The sequence below is a fragment of the Pseudoselenomonas caprae genome, assembly GCF_008271345.1.
GTDB lineage: Bacteria > Bacillota > Negativicutes > Selenomonadales > Selenomonadaceae > Selenomonas_A > Selenomonas_A caprae.
This window is the reverse complement of the sequence record NZ_VTOZ01000003.1, coordinates 146,954-162,831: the sequence shown is the minus strand read 5'-3', so window position 1 is coordinate 162,831 and position 15,878 is coordinate 146,954. Positions and strand designations below refer to the sequence as shown.

General features: G+C 52.1%; 13 protein-coding genes. 3 read left to right on the top strand and 10 right to left on the bottom strand.

From position 1 onward, the window contains the following. Together FZ041_RS14525 and FZ041_RS02540 are read left to right on the top strand one after the other, a co-directional pair. A partial coding sequence (locus FZ041_RS14525; RefSeq protein WP_222931117.1) for a hypothetical protein occupies positions 1–248 on the top strand: 248 nt, incomplete at its 5' end. Positions 249–452: 204 nt separating this feature from the next. Beyond that, positions 453–710 (top strand): chaperone NapD, encoded by a 258-nt coding sequence (locus tag FZ041_RS02540; RefSeq protein WP_075441615.1) that lies wholly within the window; start codon positions 453–455, stop codon positions 708–710. A gap of 75 nt (positions 711–785) precedes the next feature. Here FZ041_RS02540 and FZ041_RS02535 read toward each other — a convergent pair whose 3' ends face one another. From FZ041_RS02535 to FZ041_RS02490, 10 genes are all read right to left on the bottom strand, one after another. Next, positions 786–4,433 carry an autotransporter outer membrane beta-barrel domain-containing protein gene (locus tag FZ041_RS02535; RefSeq protein WP_149188396.1) on the bottom strand — a complete coding sequence of 1,216 codons (3,648 nt, stop codon included), beginning with the start codon at positions 4,431–4,433 and terminating at the stop codon, positions 786–788. 287 nt (positions 4,434–4,720) lie between these two features. Then, positions 4,721–4,999 carry a hypothetical protein gene (locus FZ041_RS02530; protein ID WP_149188395.1) on the bottom strand — a complete coding sequence of 93 codons (279 nt, stop codon included), beginning with the start codon at positions 4,997–4,999 and terminating at the stop codon, positions 4,721–4,723. Between the two features lie 149 nt (positions 5,000–5,148). After that, on the bottom strand, positions 5,149–5,379 hold the full coding sequence (locus FZ041_RS02525; RefSeq protein ID WP_143092066.1) for a hypothetical protein: 231 nt from the start codon (positions 5,377–5,379) through the stop codon (positions 5,149–5,151). Positions 5,380–5,459: 80 nt separating this feature from the next. Further along, positions 5,460–7,499 (bottom strand): BRCT domain-containing protein, encoded by a 2,040-nt coding sequence (locus FZ041_RS02520; protein ID WP_149188394.1) that lies wholly within the window; start codon positions 7,497–7,499, stop codon positions 5,460–5,462. A 20-nt stretch (positions 7,500–7,519) separates the two neighbouring features. Further along, positions 7,520–8,572 carry an AbrB family transcriptional regulator gene (locus tag FZ041_RS02515; RefSeq protein ID WP_149188393.1) on the bottom strand — a complete coding sequence of 351 codons (1,053 nt, stop codon included), beginning with the start codon at positions 8,570–8,572 and terminating at the stop codon, positions 7,520–7,522. A gap of 81 nt (positions 8,573–8,653) precedes the next feature. Next, on the bottom strand, positions 8,654–11,842 hold the full coding sequence (locus tag FZ041_RS02510; protein ID WP_149188392.1) for an SbcC/MukB-like Walker B domain-containing protein: 3,189 nt from the start codon (positions 11,840–11,842) through the stop codon (positions 8,654–8,656). Continuing rightward, complete coding sequence (locus FZ041_RS02505) at positions 11,839–12,990, bottom strand: exonuclease SbcCD subunit D (protein ID WP_149188391.1); 1,152 nt, start codon at positions 12,988–12,990, stop codon at positions 11,839–11,841. The genes FZ041_RS02510 and FZ041_RS02505 overlap by 4 nt, the downstream gene beginning before the upstream one ends. Before the next feature lie 121 nt (positions 12,991–13,111). Next, the gene (locus FZ041_RS02500; RefSeq protein ID WP_075441599.1) at positions 13,112–13,948 is read right to left on the bottom strand and encodes an Mrp/NBP35 family ATP-binding protein; all 837 of its coding nucleotides are present in this window, start codon (positions 13,946–13,948) and stop codon (positions 13,112–13,114) included. Positions 13,949–13,997: 49 nt separating this feature from the next. Further along, the gene (locus FZ041_RS02495) at positions 13,998–14,729 is read right to left on the bottom strand and encodes a DUF134 domain-containing protein (RefSeq protein WP_075429192.1); all 732 of its coding nucleotides are present in this window, start codon (positions 14,727–14,729) and stop codon (positions 13,998–14,000) included. 100 nt (positions 14,730–14,829) lie between these two features. Further along, positions 14,830–15,210: a methylglyoxal synthase gene (locus FZ041_RS02490; protein ID WP_075441595.1), complete on the bottom strand. Its 381-nt coding sequence runs from the start codon at positions 15,208–15,210 to the stop codon at positions 14,830–14,832. Between the two features lie 229 nt (positions 15,211–15,439). Between FZ041_RS02490 and FZ041_RS02485 the strand changes: the two genes are divergently transcribed. Beyond that, entirely contained in the window at positions 15,440–15,868 is a 429-nt protein-coding gene (locus FZ041_RS02485) for an Hsp20/alpha crystallin family protein (protein ID WP_369407307.1), read from the top strand. Positions 15,869–15,878 lie beyond the last annotated feature (10 nt).

Sequence of the window (15,878 nt, the reverse complement as noted above, 5' to 3'; positions counted from 1 at the left end):
ATGTAAGCGACTCACAAGCAATTAAAATTGCTGTTCGCTGCTTAAAAGAAATTGCCGATTGCTATGTTGTTCATACCAATCGATGTTTCGATGATGAAACCGAAGTCTCATCTAACATCTGGCTTGAATCATGTTGCATGATTCATTCTGCATTGTTTAGTTTTCAGAGAACAATCTCGCTTTATCTGTCAGAACATTTCGAAGTTCCGCTTGATTCAGCTTTTATATCATATCGCATCCGTTTGTGATTGTCAAGAACTTTTTTGAAGTTTTCAACGTTCCAACAACGGAGTGATTTCTTGCCGCCCTTCAGCAGCTTGTGCTGTTTGCTGACGACTTGTACTATATTACACGGCTCAGCGTATCTTGTCAACACCCTATTTGCATTTTTCTTCATTTTTTTCCAGCCCTATGCTAGAATATAAGTATCTTTGATACAAAGGAGAATATTTATGGCAATTGCAAGTCTCATCCTGCAGCTTGAACCAGGCAAGGCTGAACAGGTTCAAGCTTCGCTTAGCAGCTTTTCTCAGCTTAACATTGAAAAAACAACGCCAACCGGCGAACTTATCCTTGTCGCTGAAGAATCCAGCCTGACCAAACTCCAGCAGCTCTGTTTTGACTTGGAAAAGATTCCCGGCATACTCGGCGTTCTTCCCAGCTATGTCACCACTGCCGATGAAGATGATACCGACGATTCCCAAAACTAAACTAAGCAAAAAAACGGTTCGCTGACTGTTCCAAGTCTGTGAACCGTTTTTTTGCTTTCAGACTATATCACGCCATCACCACACCCGTTTGAATTGGACAGATGCAGAAATATCCTTGTCATGGGCTCCTTTTTGAAGCTGGGCTTCGCCATTCAAGAACCATCCCTTAGCAAACTCTGTTTCTCCCAGCAGCGAAAATAAGAAATGCGTTTTATCCTGGCTGTTGCGCAGGGTGTAGGACTTGCCATCATAGCCCTCATAGCGGAAGGAAAGTTCCGGATCTGCTCCTGCAAAAGCATGCTTTACGCCAAAGCGCAGACCATAGTTGCCACGTTGCAGATAGCGCTTGAGTTCCAGCCCCAGCTGGCCGGCTACATAAGTATTGTTCATCCCTGCCACATGCTGATTGAAAGTACCTGCTCCATTTTCTTTATAAGCGTCCTGGTTCATCCAGGAAACCTGCAATCCTGCATAGGGGCTTGCATGCCAGATCTTGCCGTCGCTGGCATGCAGGTCATACTTATATTCTCCACCGATCTCTACCAGATTGGCATTATACTTGGCTTCTGCTCCCAGTCCCAGCATGCCAATACCACGGTGCAGTTTGTTTCTGACCCAGCCATAGTCGGCATAGATATACGCATCGGCAGCATCCTTATAGTAGCCCACATAAACGCCAAACCGGGTGTCATAGACATTCGCACTACCAGACTCTGCCCCTAATCCCATAGCCTGGTAGCTTAGGAACACACCACCCCGCCAGTTTTCATTCATCCAGCGGTCATAGCCGCCAGAGATTCCGCTGCCATGATAGTTTGCCCCACCTTTGAGATTTCCCCAGTTCTTGGTGAACTTCACCCAAGCATTGTTATCCTGAGCTACAGGCAATTCCATATTCATCTTGATGCCATCATCAGCCTTATCGCTGTCGGCCAAATGACTCACCGGAACAGTCACTTCTACTGGCTGCATGGAAAAAGCCGTGCTCAGACGGTCAGAAATCACCCGGCTGACCAAAGTGCTCTGCTGCGCCATGGATACCATCTGCGGCCCTGCCGAAGAGCTGATTTGTGTAAGGGCCTGCTTGGCATCATTCACATTGAGGCTGTAAAGAGGACGCATCTCAGCCCTGCGGACATCCCCATCCAGGCTTTGCTGCATGGCATTCATGGCCTCATAGGCTTCGGTCTGCTGTGCAGTCATTTCTCCCAGATTGTTGGCAGCCTGACTAGTGACCTCTACCATATTATTTTTTATTTTTCCTGTCGTTGAGAGCATACCCGAAGCTTCATAAGGCTTTCCTGCAGTGTTGTCCAAGGTGCCGTTTACCGTTCCGGCTGTCAACACTGTCAATTTCTCACCGGGCAGGGCATTTGTAGCTGATACTATAGAACCATTGACATCAGCCGTTCCATCAACCACAATCTGACCTTTTTTACCGCCAGCATAAGCTTCAAGAATGCCATCGGACTCAAGTTTGCCATGGATCACTTGATTGGTATCTGCCGAGGCTGCGCCAATCGTACCATGATTGATAAATTTGCCGGTGTCAGTGTCGAGCTTCGACTTCATGTCTTTGACCGTAAATGTACCACCATACAGATAAGCATCTTCTTCGACTTTCACATTTACTACATCAGCCGTGCCGCCATAGGTAAGCTTTCCACCGGTGACACTGACCTTCATATTATCTACACCTGTGATATTACCGCTGTAGTTTATATCCCCATTAAAGTTCAGATTCGTTACCAAGTCGGGGATATATTGGTTATAAACGTATGTTTTGCCGTTGTACTGAATTCTAAGCGGCTCGATTATACTCGTGTCTGTTTTTTTCTCTTCATCCAGATAGGGGGTTTCCGTTTCCTCATCCCAAAAACCATAGTCCTTAGAAAAATGTTTCCATTCTGACTTGATATTTCCCTTGATTTCTGCGCCATTTTTAACGTTGATATTCTTGACAAAGGCATTCCGGCCAATATAAATGGCATTTTCGCCACCTGTGATTTTGCCGGACAGGTTAAAATCGGTTATCATTTCTCCCATTAGTTCATTAGCAGAAGAATTATAGGTATTATTATCCATAGCGTTCAACGTTAAGTTTGTACCTTTTGTAATATTACCCGTTTTACTATCCACTTTCCGCTCATACCGAATATAAGAGCCACGGTATTCATCGTCGGCACCATTGGAACTGGAACCAAAATTAAATTCAACAGCATTGCCACCACTGCCGCTAGCCGTTACCTTGCCCGCCAGATTCAGATTTTGATTACGGCCATAGGCAACGAGAACACCTTTGCCATTTATCCCGTCCGCATGTATTTCCGTTGATTGCGGTACATTTATCGTATTTTTTTCGCCATCAACGCGAATGCCCGCTGCCCCTGTGCCCTTCGTCAGAATATTTGCCGACTGCGTAATGGTATTCCCGGCACCATATACATGCAGGCCAATGCCCAGCGGCACCTCACTATAAGCTGAAGTATACGCTGTACCTGCCGCATTACGCGCCGAAAAACCGTGGATGTTGTTAATCGTCTGGTTATTGCCGTAAACGGAATAGCCAAAATAAGCCTTGCGGTCAATATCATAACCCAAATCCTGCATCACGGCCAATTCCGCTTCCATAAAGCCAGTATAATTGCTATATTGACGATGGCTCATCATACCGGCCGTCTGCAGATGCGAGCCTTCAAAAATATCGCCGCTTTCCCATGCGTTTACAGGCAGCCCTGAAACACCATTAAACTTCGCCTCTGCCAGAGCCTCCGTTACATGATTCCCCACAAAATAGGCAAAATCACCATCATCAACGATAAAATAATCCTTTTGTACAGCTCCGGGCTTATTTTTTTTGATGATATTAAACCCATCTGTTGTCACAATCATCATGCCTGGCTTGGCATGGTTGCCGTTTTTATCCACCAGATGCAATGACCAACTATTTTTATCCGTAATATCATCTGCGAATTTATATAAAACTTTCGCGCTTTTCCCTTCGCCATACGAAACATCCTTTTCTGTTACATTGCCATCCCAGTCGCAAGTTTTTCTTGCTATGATAATGCCCAACGCATGCCCCAGTTCATGGCGGAAAGTCCCCACAAAATCCGCTGCCTGCTCATTGGTGGGCAAAATGGTATCTGCATCCACCCACCAGCCATCCTTCGCCTTCGCACCAGTGCGTTCTGCTCCAGAGTGCTGCCCAATAAGAACAAGTGAAAGTCCGGCATCTCCACCCGGAGCATTATTTTCGATGTTTTTTTCCATCCATTTGAATTGCTCTTCCTCAGAAAGGTTATCTGGAATTCTTATCCCTGCTAATTTTTTCATATCATAGGCATTCAGTTTTTTCCCATTCTGCATCATCAAAGCCGGATAATTATCCGTAATCACTTTTTTCCCTTTTAGGGAGTAGGTTAACGCCCCGGCATTTTGAAAATTTGCCTGCGTTTTAACAAAAATCTGCCAGGGAGAAGAAAATTTTAACTGCGGACCAAGTATCCCCGACCAATAGGATGTCGCAGATTTTGTCCCCTCTCTTAATAGTTCCGACAAAGTATACTGTGACCCAAATTCCCCCTCATTAAGGAATTCAAACTCAATAAATTTTTGGCCATTGAAGTAAATATAGTCCGTATCCGATGCCGACACATGAATGTTAACATTAACGGCCATAACCAGGGCTGCCCCAATTGCCAGTTTCTGAGGTCTTTTCATGTTATCGCCCCTTCTCTCTCCTCACCCTTACGGTACATCATTCCTGCTTGTCTGCTGTACCGTCTCCTTGGAGTAGCCCATTTTTCTGCCTGCATCCCCGCTAACTCGGAATTATCTTTACTATTCGTTAAAGCTCCTGCATTTACCTGCTTTTATCAAGCTCCTATAAAAATTATCCCCGGCATACAGTTTATTGTATACCGGGGATCACTCTTATAAGATATTTTCATACACCTTGGCCCTGCTAGTGGACACCGCACGGATACTTTCCACAATATCCATTCGTATCAGGCACCCTTATGCATGCGTTCGCGCCCGCGTAGAACACCTGCGCGAAAGATTTCCATTTGCTCAGACGACAACCGTAAAAACGCTTCGCTGAGCGGCGAATGGTACCCCTTGGTTATCTCTACTTTATAGGCGTTATTATCAGTCGTACCTTCCTGTCCCAGTTCCCTTTCCTTGCGCGTGCGCCGTGGACCATAGCGGCTTGTCCTCGCCTCATCAATATTAACACGCGGTGCCGCTGCAATAGATTCCGTCCGGATTTCCAAGCTGACATCCATGTTAATCATCCTCCTCTTGTCTATAGGCGGATACTCATATTCCTACTTATATTATCGCATAAATCCCTTTAAAAAGATAGACTATTTTGATTATTATCGCAAAAAATATAGTCTGGACAACTACTGTCGCCCAGACTATTTTCTGTACATCAATCGTCGAGTATGCCGACCCGCTGATAGTATTCCGCCAGAACTTCCTCGCTTTTCCTGCCAGTCTGCTCTGCGATTTCCTCGGCCATCAAATCACACGCCCGCGCCAGATTGGCAAACGTATTGATCATCATATGGAATTTATTGATTTCCGCATAACTGCTCTCAAACGACTGCCGTTCCTTGAGCTGTTCCAAGGCTTCACGTACCGGTTGCTTCACATCTGTCATATAAATGCCCCCCATTGTCAGTTTTTCTCTGTATATACTATTTCGTCGTCCCCCAGGAAAAACCTTCTCCCCCAGAAAAATCACTGCAGCATCGCCGCAGCCTCCTGATAAGAGATCAGCTTGGTCCCCAGCTTCCTTGCCTTGACTGCTTTGCTCGACGTGCTGGCAGGGTCGGCAATCACCAGGTAATCCGTATTGCCGCTGACGGCAGCTGCCATCTTCGCGCCCGCCGCCTCGATAAGCCCCTTGTAGAAGCTGCGCGGCTGCCCGTCAGGATCTTTGCCAGTCAGCACAAAGACCTTGCCCGCATATGGCAGCGCCTCCGTATCGACAGCCTGCACCACATAGTCCTGCGGTTTTATATAGCGCAGCAATGTGGCAAAGCGGTCATGGAAGGTATCGCTCTGCAGGATCTCTTCGGTGCGCGGGCCGATGCCATCGATTTCCTGGAACGCATCCTTGCGCTCCACGGCTTCCAGGATGGCCGCCGCTGTCTGGTATTTTTCAGCCAGCAGCTTGCCAACGTTATCGCCGATCCCATCCAGCAGCAGCGCCTTGACAAAACGCGGGATATCCACCGCTGCCTGGGCTGCATCCAGTGCATCCTTCAGCTTATCAGGGCTTTTCAAGTCGCGCGTATCCTTGAGATCTGCGGCCGTGATCACATTGCCTTTCTGCGCTTCTGCTGCAATCTTCTGCTTCGTCGATGTCAACTCCGCAAAAGGCGTGATGATGGCCTCACGGATCTCCTCGGCCGTGAGCGTGAAAATCATATACGGGCCCGCCGCCTCTGCCTTGGCAGGAAATGTACGCACCAACGCCCGTGCACGATCGATGGACAGATCACTGATGTCCAGCACATTGCGTTTCGCCAGAAAACCGATTTGTTGTGCGATGCGCTCCTGGCAATGCGGGTTGACACAGAAAAGATTCGTATTGTCTTCATCAGCTGAGGCGGCGTTCTCCCGCTGCTCGAGCGGTGCATGGCAGTACGGGCAGGTATCGATTGCCTCGATAGCCGCTCCGCCGTTGTGCTCATAGACAATGACCAGCTGCGGAATGATGAGCTTTGCCTTGATGACACCGACCTTATCGCCGATAGCTACGCCCCCCAGCCGTTTCACGACATTCATATTGTGCAGGTTGACATTTGACACGACCGTTCCGAGGATATCCACTGGCTCGATATCAGCCACCGGCGTCAGCGCACCAGTCTTGCCGACCTGCCAATGCACATCGCGCACCACACTGCTGACAGGGATCTGGCTCGGTTTCCAGGCAATGGCATTGTTGTCATGATGGTCCGTCGTACCAAACTTCTGCAGCGAATCGGACCAGTCACATTTGATGACCAAGCCGTCAATCGGATAGCCAAGGTTCTGCTCATAATCCTGATAGATGGCCGGTATCGCTGCTGCAATCTCTGCGGGTGTCTTCTCCGCAAAAGTCAGCATCGGCGAAACCGCAAAGGGCGTATGCTCCAGGATATAGGCCATCTTTTCCGACTCGCTCCAATCCACGCCCATGACATCGTAGGCCTGGAAGCTCAGGTATTTGACAAACTCCGGATGCTTGCCCCCTGTGAGAATCGGGTTCACGCTGTTGCGCGGATTCGCCCGCTTCTTTTCCTGCTGCGCCTCAAGCTCCGCATTCATCTGTTCAAAAGCCGCAAAATCCATATAGACTTCGCCGCGGATAGGATATTCCGCGGTATACGCCACATCCCGCGGATGGCTGGGGAACCGCGTGAGGATATCGCCCTCATCGCCACCACCGCGCGTCACGTACATCGGCTCGCCATTGTGCGGATAGACAACAATGCTGCAGCCATCGAGTTTTGGCTCGACGGCGACGGGCTGGAATTTTTCCAGATACGCCAGCAGTTTATCCGTCTCCGTCTCATCGATTTTCGCTAGCGACTTCGCTTCATGCGGATGCTGGAACTTCGCCGCCCCGAGGTCAGCCCCAGGCACATAATCAAGGTCCTCGCTGCCATACTTTTCGATATAGTCACGGCGCAGCGCATCGTATTCGGCATCGGACAGGATAACCTCGCCCGAATCGCCATAATACATTGCATCGGCTTTCTTTATCTGCGCTAAGTGCTCTTCACGTGTCATATAACTATTGCTCTCCTATTTCACTTGACATATTTTTTCTGATAAATTGCTACAATCCCCTTGGCGATATACGGGAATACCAGCATGATGAACAACAAGCGCGTAAGCTGATACGCAGTCATTGTCGAGATATTGGCGCCAACGGTCAAGGCTGTGATTCCCATCTCCGTGAGGCCGCCCGGGGCCGTGCTCAGAAAAGCAGTAGCAAACGACTCCCCGGTCAGCACCGCCACAGCTGTTCCCATCCCCATCGAAACCAGCAGGACCAGCAGCACGCCACCGATAAGCACCGGCCCCATGCCTTGATAGCTTACGATGCGCTGCAGCTCAATGCTCATCCCGATGAATGCCCCGACGCAGAGCTGGGCTGCATAAAGAAGCGGCTGGGGGACCGCCGGAGCCGGCAGGCCCGTCGCAATGGCAAAACCAGCCGTCGCCAGGATTGGCCCGAGCATCGCCGCCGTAGGCAGGTGGAGTTTAGTCCCCACCACAGCTCCCGCAACGGCCACCAAGGCAAACACCAAGGCTGTCGTCATATCAGCAGCCTGCAGCGCTACCTCCCAGGCACCTTCCCCCACCGATCCGTCCGTCAGGATATGGATGGTCAGGAACGGGATCGTGAATACCACCGCCAGCATGCGCAGTGTCTGCATGATGGTCACGGCCGTCAGATCCACATCCTTCATCTCAGCCGCCAATACGACCATCTGGGACAGCCCGCCCGGCACGCAGCCAAGCAGGCAGCTCGTGAAGTTTATCTTCGTCTGTCGATACATGATCCAGCCCGTGAATACGCCGGCACTGACCGTGACCAGCGTCGCCAGCAGCATCAGCGGCAGCTGCTCAGCGATTGCCTGCAGCGTCGCCAGCGTAAAGGGGCGCCCCATCGCATAGCCCAGCAGGACAAGGGCAGCATTGCGCACCTGCAGATTCCAGACCATCGGCTGCTTCTGCACCAATCCCACCAAAGCCACGCTGACGATAGGCCCCAACGTCCATGGCAACGGCGCATGGATAAGCGAAAACAGCACGCCGCCGATCACAGCGGCGATTATCGTACGGATATACGCCATAATGAGCCAAGCCTCTCTTCATTTCATTGCTACCTACATTATAATCGCAATCCACAGGATAAGCCAGCGCTTCCAGGCGAATCAACTGATCTGCCATTGGACATGGCTGCCCTTGTCGCCCTTCGTCACCACGAGCTGATTGTCGATTTCCTGTTTGAGTTCCGTCACATGCGAGATGATGCCGACGAGCTTGGAGCCACCGGCCATCTTCTGCAGGACGCGCACCGCCTCATTGCGGGCGTTGTCATCCAGCGAGCCAAAGCCCTCGTCGATGAACAGCACATCAAGATGGATGGACGTCCGGTTGGCCTGGATCTGATCCGAAAGCCCTAGCGCCAGCGACAGCGCCGCCATGAACGACTCGCCACCGGACAAGGTCTGGATCGCCCGATCCTTCCCTGTGACGGTATGGAACACCTTCAGATCAAGGCCATGGTTGCCCCCGCGTGCCGCCTCTGCATCATCGAGCATCTGCAGCTCGAACTGATTGCCCGACATCGCACGGAACCGGCGATTGGCCGCACTCAGGATCTGTTGCAGATAGCAACGCTGGACATACGTCTCGATATCCATGCGGGCCCCGCTGCGTTTGCCCGACAGCCTCTCATACAGATTGCTGACACTGCGCGCCGTCTTGCCCAGCGCCGCGCGCGAATCCAGCTGCTGCCTGAGATACTCCAGTGCCCGCTTGTCGCAGTCGGCCTGCCCATTGATGCGTGCCAGCCGCTCCGCCGCCTGGGCCAGACTGGCCCGCGCAGCCTCGCGCTTTTCCCGGAGCGTTCCGACATCGGGCAGCGTCTGCCCTGCCACGACCTTCTCAGCAGCCTCCAGCCTGCCTGCTGCCGCATGATATGCATCACGCCAGGCCTGGACTTCCTGCTGCATCGTCTCTGCGCGTTTTTCCTCATACGCGCCGGCAACTGCCTGCCAGTTCTCTTCGCTCAAGCCTTTTTCCTGCAAAGCCTGCTGATAAGCAAGCTGGAGTTCCTGGCTCTTATGCTGCTTGTCCGGCAGTTCCTGCTGGCAGCGGTTGAGGATGGTCTGTGCCTCAGCCAGCTTTGCCTGTAGTTCCTTGGCCACCTGGTCGGCGCGGCCATAGGCTTCCTCGCACCTAGTGAGTCCGTCCTTGGCCTTTGCTCTTGTGCTTTCGGCCTCCTCCCGTGTCGCAAAGGACAGCTTGCCGAGCAGCAGCTGCCGTGTCTTGGCAGCAGTATCTTGCTGGTTCCTGGCCTGCTGGCACTTTTCCGTCAACGCATCTTTATCGTCCTGCAGCTTCTTGAGCATTTCCGCTGACTTGTCAAGCTGCTGCTGGATTTCTTCCAGCGTCCCGATCTGACCGGTCAGCTTGCGCATATCCTCCTCGCAGGATGCCAGCTGCTGGCGGACTTTCTGATAGATCTCGTTCAGCGTAGCTGCCCTCTCACAGCCAGGTACCTTTTGGCGCAGTTTCGCCAGTGACATGTCAAACTGCTCTTTTGACTTGTCAAAATTGACTTTTGCCTCGCCGGAATCCGCAGCGGCTTTCTGCTGCTTATTGTTAAGCTCCGCCACCTCAGCGGCCAGCCGCTCCAAGTCTTCCCGTGCCAAGGGCTTCGCTGCCTCGGCCAGTACATGGGGATGCGGGTGCTCGAGGGAGCCACAGACTGGGCATGGCTGGCCGCTGACCAAGGATTCTGCGAGGATTCCCGCCTGCGCATTGAGGAATACCTGCTGTTCCCGCTCATACCGCACCTGCTTCTCCTGATAGAGCCGCTGGGCCTCCTGGAACAGCACCTTGGCGCCTTCTGCTGTCTCCTCTGCCTTTTTCATCTTTTTGCCCAGATTGATGCCATCGTTGACCTCAGCCTCGTATTGCAAGAACGCCTGCTTTTGCTGCTCGAGCTGGCCCTGCTTTATTCTTGCCTCTGGCAGCGCCTTCACCTGCTGCTGCCAGCCCCCGGCCTGTTCCTGATAAGCAGCCAGCTTCTGCCGGGCCTGCTCCGCGGCAGCTTCTGCCACCTGTGCAGCCTGGGCAGCCTTTTGCAGCTCCTCATTTTTCGCCGCCACTTCAGCGAAGATATCCAGCGCCGCCTTGACCTCAGCCTGCACCTGGCCAAAGACTTCAGACGCCTTGTCCTGCTCCGCCTTGGCCGCCGTCACAGCTGTCGCCGCGGCAGCTGACTGCTGGCGAAGTTCCGGCAGAGCCTTTTGCTGCTGCTGCTGCAGATCTTCAGTATCTGCTACCACCTTCTGCTGGCTTTCCCAAGCCTTGTACGCATTCTGGATGGCATAGGCCGCCCGGATTCTCCGTGCACAGCTCTCAGCCTCCGCCATGGCTGCCTCCTGCTGCTTATAGCCCTGCCAGCTTTCCCTGGCCTCCGCCAGCTGGTCAAAGGCCCGCTTCACGGCCTCGGCCTTTGTCAGCTCGACATTGCCCGCATCGTAAGCCTGCTGCGCAGCCTCAGACTCGGCCGACGCCTTTTCTGCCTCATGCGCCAGTACATCGCAGGCTGCCGCCAGGTAGGTCTGCAGTGTCTCGAAATCGACCAGGCTTGGCGTCTTATCCTTGCGTATCTTGCGCAGGAGTTCCTCCATCCCCGTCTGCTCAGCGAAGTTTGCCGGAATGATGATGTCCTCGGCCCTGGCCTTGCAGACTTGCAGGATATTCTGCAGTGCTTCGCGATACTGATTGTTGCGCTCGCCCAACCGGCTGACAATCTCCTCGAAGATTTCCGTATGGAACAAGCGGCGGAAGATTTCCCGTTTATCACTCGTCGGCGCGCGCAGGATGCGCATGAAATCCCCCTGCGCAATCATGCCGACCTGCATGAACTGTTCCTTCGTCAGGCCGACAAGTTCCCGGAGCTTGGCATTGATGGCATCCTTATTGCCCGGATAATCCGTATGGTCCGGCAGCGTGAGCGTCACCGACTCCTTCTCCCCGGTCTCCGCATTACCGCGCTTGGTCTTGCGCCGATGATTCGGGACACGGTGCACGATATAAATCTGCTCCTGTCCCCCCACCGTCTCGCTGAAGGCCAGCTCCACGAACGGCGTCACATCCAGCGCCGCATACTGGCTCTGCAGATTCGGAATGGCCGCATTCTTGCGGTCATTCTTCTCGCTCTTATCGCCATACAGCGCATAGACGATTGCATCAAAGATCGTCGTCTTGCCCGCACCGGTATCCCCCGTCACCAAAAAAAGATTCTGGGTCGGTTTCGTGAAATCAATGACCGCCCGTTCCCCATAGGAACCGAAGGCCTGTATCGTCAATTGGATCGGTTTCATTTTCCAGCCTCCTGTACCTCATTGATGACCGACGCCAACAGCGTCTCTTCCTCCGCATCCATATCCTGCAGGAAATCCCGGCAGAGATCGAAGGGCGAAAGCTGCACTGCCATTTCCCTTTCCAGTGGGTAATCCGCCTGCGCCCTGTTCTCACGTCCCACATGCAGCAAGTGCGGGAAACAGGCCATAAGCCTGTCCCGCGTATCTCCCGCCAGGTAATCATCCGCATCGGTGAGCGTGATGCTGACATAATCCCCGGATGGCTGTGCGAGCACATTAGCAAGCGTATCCTTGATGGTACGCACCTGCCGCAAAGGCTTCAAGGGCAGGACCGTCGTCGCCACGTCGCCCTTCGCCCCCAGCTCCACCTCTATCACGCCCTTCTGCTGTCCCTCCTCACTGAACGAACAAGCCAGCGGCGTGCCGCAATAGCGGCAGCAATCCCTGCCATTCAACCGCTGTGCCTTATGGATATGACCAAGCGCCGCATAATCAAAGCGGTTCAGGATATCTCCCTGCACCGAGTCGATATTGCCGACGGTGACCAGCTCCGATGCCGACCGTTCGATGGTATCGTCCTTCCCTGTGGACAAGTAAAACTGATGGCTGACCAATACATTGCGTTCCTGCTCTGCCAGCTCCTCCCGTAAGATCAGCCGATGCACCGCCTCATCATACGAGAAATTGTTGCCATCCTTGTCCGTCCCCGTAATCAGCTTGACCATCGACGGCTTCACAAAGGGCAGTAGATAAAAATTCACCGGCCCATACTCGTCCGTCAAAGTGACCTTGGCAATCGTCTCGGCAGGCAGCGCAGGCGGACGGCCGATCATATGGATGTGCTGCCGGGCCAGTACCTGCCGAAATACATTGACACGCTCTGCACTATCATGGTTGCCCGAAATCATCATGATCTCTGCCTGCGGCACTCTCCGTGCCAGCGCTGTGACAAACCGGTCAAACCGCGCCACTGCCTCAGCCGAGGGAACCGCCTTGTCATAGATATCCCCGGCAATCACTATGGCATCCGGCTGCCGCTCCTCTGCCAGCCGGACAATCTCCTGCAGGATATGTTCCTGATCCTCTGCCAGATCATGATTCATCAGTTTCAAACCGATATGCAAATCGGAAAGATGAAAAAAACGCATAATCTCCCTCTTTTCGTCCACGATAATTCTCTGCTACCAGTATACCATGGCTAAAAAACAAAAGCAGGAAAATCACCCGCAGATGATTTTCCTGCTTATCTTTATCGGTCAGGCAGCTGCCTCAATCCTTCTCCAGCTGCAAGAGCTTCTCGGCAGCATCCTGTAAGTAGATGTTCTCCAGCGTTTCCACCTGGCCAGCATCGCACTCAGCCGCAAGCCTCGGATCCATCGGGATGCGCCCCAGGATCTCGAGCTTATACTGATCGGCAATCTCCTGCAGATGGCTCTTGCCGAAAATCTCATGTTTCTTGCCACAATCTGGGCACTGGAAGTAGCTCATATTCTCCACGAGGCCCAGGATCGGCACGTTCATCGCCGATGCCATCTTGACAGCCTTTTCGACAATCATCGAAACGAGTTCCTGCGGACTCGTGACGATGACGATACCATCCAGCTTGATCGACTGCATGACCGTCAACGGCACATCACCAGTCCCCGGCGGCATATCAATGAACATGTAGTCGATATCATTCCAGATGAAATCATGCCAGAACTGCTTGACGACACCGCTGAGAATCGGGCCGCGCCAAACCACCGGGTCACTGCCGTTCTCAAGCAGCAGATTCATGCTGACGATATCGATACCGCCAGACGTCGTCGCCGGATAAGCCCCAGCCTCACTGCCACAGATTTCAGCACTGACACCAAACATCTTCGGAATCGAAGGACCTGTGATATCCGCGTCGATGATGCCGACATGGCGGCCTTTGCGCGACATAGCCTCCGAAAGCAGACCCGTGACGAGGGATTTGCCAACGCCGCCTTTGCCGCTTACCACTGCAATAACGTGACGGATCTCACTGAGCTCATGCGGAGCTTCATGCATATCTTTCTTACGCGTATCCGATCCGCAGGTTGTCCCACACGAACTGCAATCATGATTGCATTCTTCTGCCATACGATTAGCCTCCTAAACTGCTCCTTATAAAACACATTATTTGCTGCAATTAATGGCAGCCATGGTCACCGCAGGTATGGCCTGCCTCACCATGACCATGATGATTGCAATGAACAGCCGGATTGTAATCGAGCGAACCTGCCAGCAGTGCCTCCACAGCCTCATCTGCCGAGCCATTGCAGCCGCCATAAAGGGTAATACCAGCAGCAGCCAGTGCATTCTGCGCACCAGCGCCGATGCCACCGCAAATCAGCGTGTCGATAGCCTGCTGCTGCAGGATACCAGCCAGTGCCCCATGGCCCTGACCATTCGTACCGATAACTTCAGCGCTGACTACCTTGCTATCCTCAACCGTATATACCTTGAACTCACTCGTCTTGCCAAAATGCTGGAAAATCTGGCCATTATCATAAGTCACTGCAATCTTCATCTTAATACATCCTTTCTTTCTATAGGGACAATGACGACTACGCAAGCAATCCTCATCTTCTTGACAGATCTCATAGTCGCCGCCAGTAATCTTGAGCGGCCGGCCTTCGACCAGACAGGAGGCAATGCGCTTACGCGCCGCCGTGTAAAGCGCCTGAACGGTAGTCCTGGCTACCCCCATCTGCTCGGAACACTCCTGCTGGTTCATGCCATGGTAGTCCATAAGACGTATCGTCTCATATTCTTCCACCGGCATAAACACTATCGGCTTATCCTTCGCGGCCTCTCCGGCACCAAACTCCTGATACGCAGGCAATGAGCAAATCTTCTTCTTCTTTGCCGGTCTTGCCATAACGGCCTCCTTTTATTGACATATGTCACTAAATAAATTATAACTCTATTTTGTCATATGTCAATAACTATCTTTTTCTGTCCATCCCCACGAAAGGTTTTCAGCCTTGCAGTTTCTTGTCGGCGTACTGCAGCAGGATGTGCGCACTCTTGCGATTCGTTGCCAGCGGGATATCGTGAACATCGCATAATCTGAGCAGCGCATTGATATCCGGCTCATGCGGCTGCGACGTCAACGGATCGCGCAGGAAGATCACATAGTCAACCTGCTCCGTAGCCACCCGCGCACCGATCTGCTGGTCGCCGCCCAGCGGGCCAGACATCATCGTCTCCACATCGAGCTGATAGTTCTCATTGATAAGCGTACCGGTCGTCCGCGTAGCAATCAGATGGAAATGCTGCAGCAAATCCTTATGATGCCCCACAAAATCAAGCATCTCATCTTTCTTTTTGTCGTGTGCAATAAGCGCAATGGTCTGCATAACAAGACTCCTCTCAAATAGATAGATAAAACAATTTCTGTTATTTATTCTGTAAAGTTCTTTCTATATCCTTTTTTGATGGCAAAAAGTTTATGAAAAACTGTATTTTGACCTATTGACTTTTTGACCTTTAAGACTATAATAAGAATTGAAAAAGATATTTCACACTTCTTTATGAAAGGGGATCGATTTTATGTTTGGGTTAATTCCATTTGGCAGAAGAAACACGATGGCAACGGTAGATGACGATTTCGATCGCCTCTTCGACTTCATGAACCAGCCGCTTTCCACCTTGTTCAAGGATGCAGGCTTCACTGGCAGCTCCTTCAAAGTCGATGTGAAGGACAATGGCACGAGTTATGAGCTCAAAGCCGAACTCCCCGGTCTGACGAAAGATGATATAAATCTCACCTACCAGAACAACTACCTCACGATTTCTACCAAGAAAGAGGAGTCGCACGACGAAAAGGACGAACATGGCAACTACATCCGCCGGGAACGGTACAGTGGCAGCATGAGCCGCTCGTTCTACATCGACAACATCGAAGAGAGCCGGTGCACGGCTGAATTCCAGAACGGCATCCTGACCGTCACGCTGCCCAAGTCAGCTGCGACAATCGATACGCCGAAACAGATTCCCATCCGCACCATTGAGTAATGTTGACACG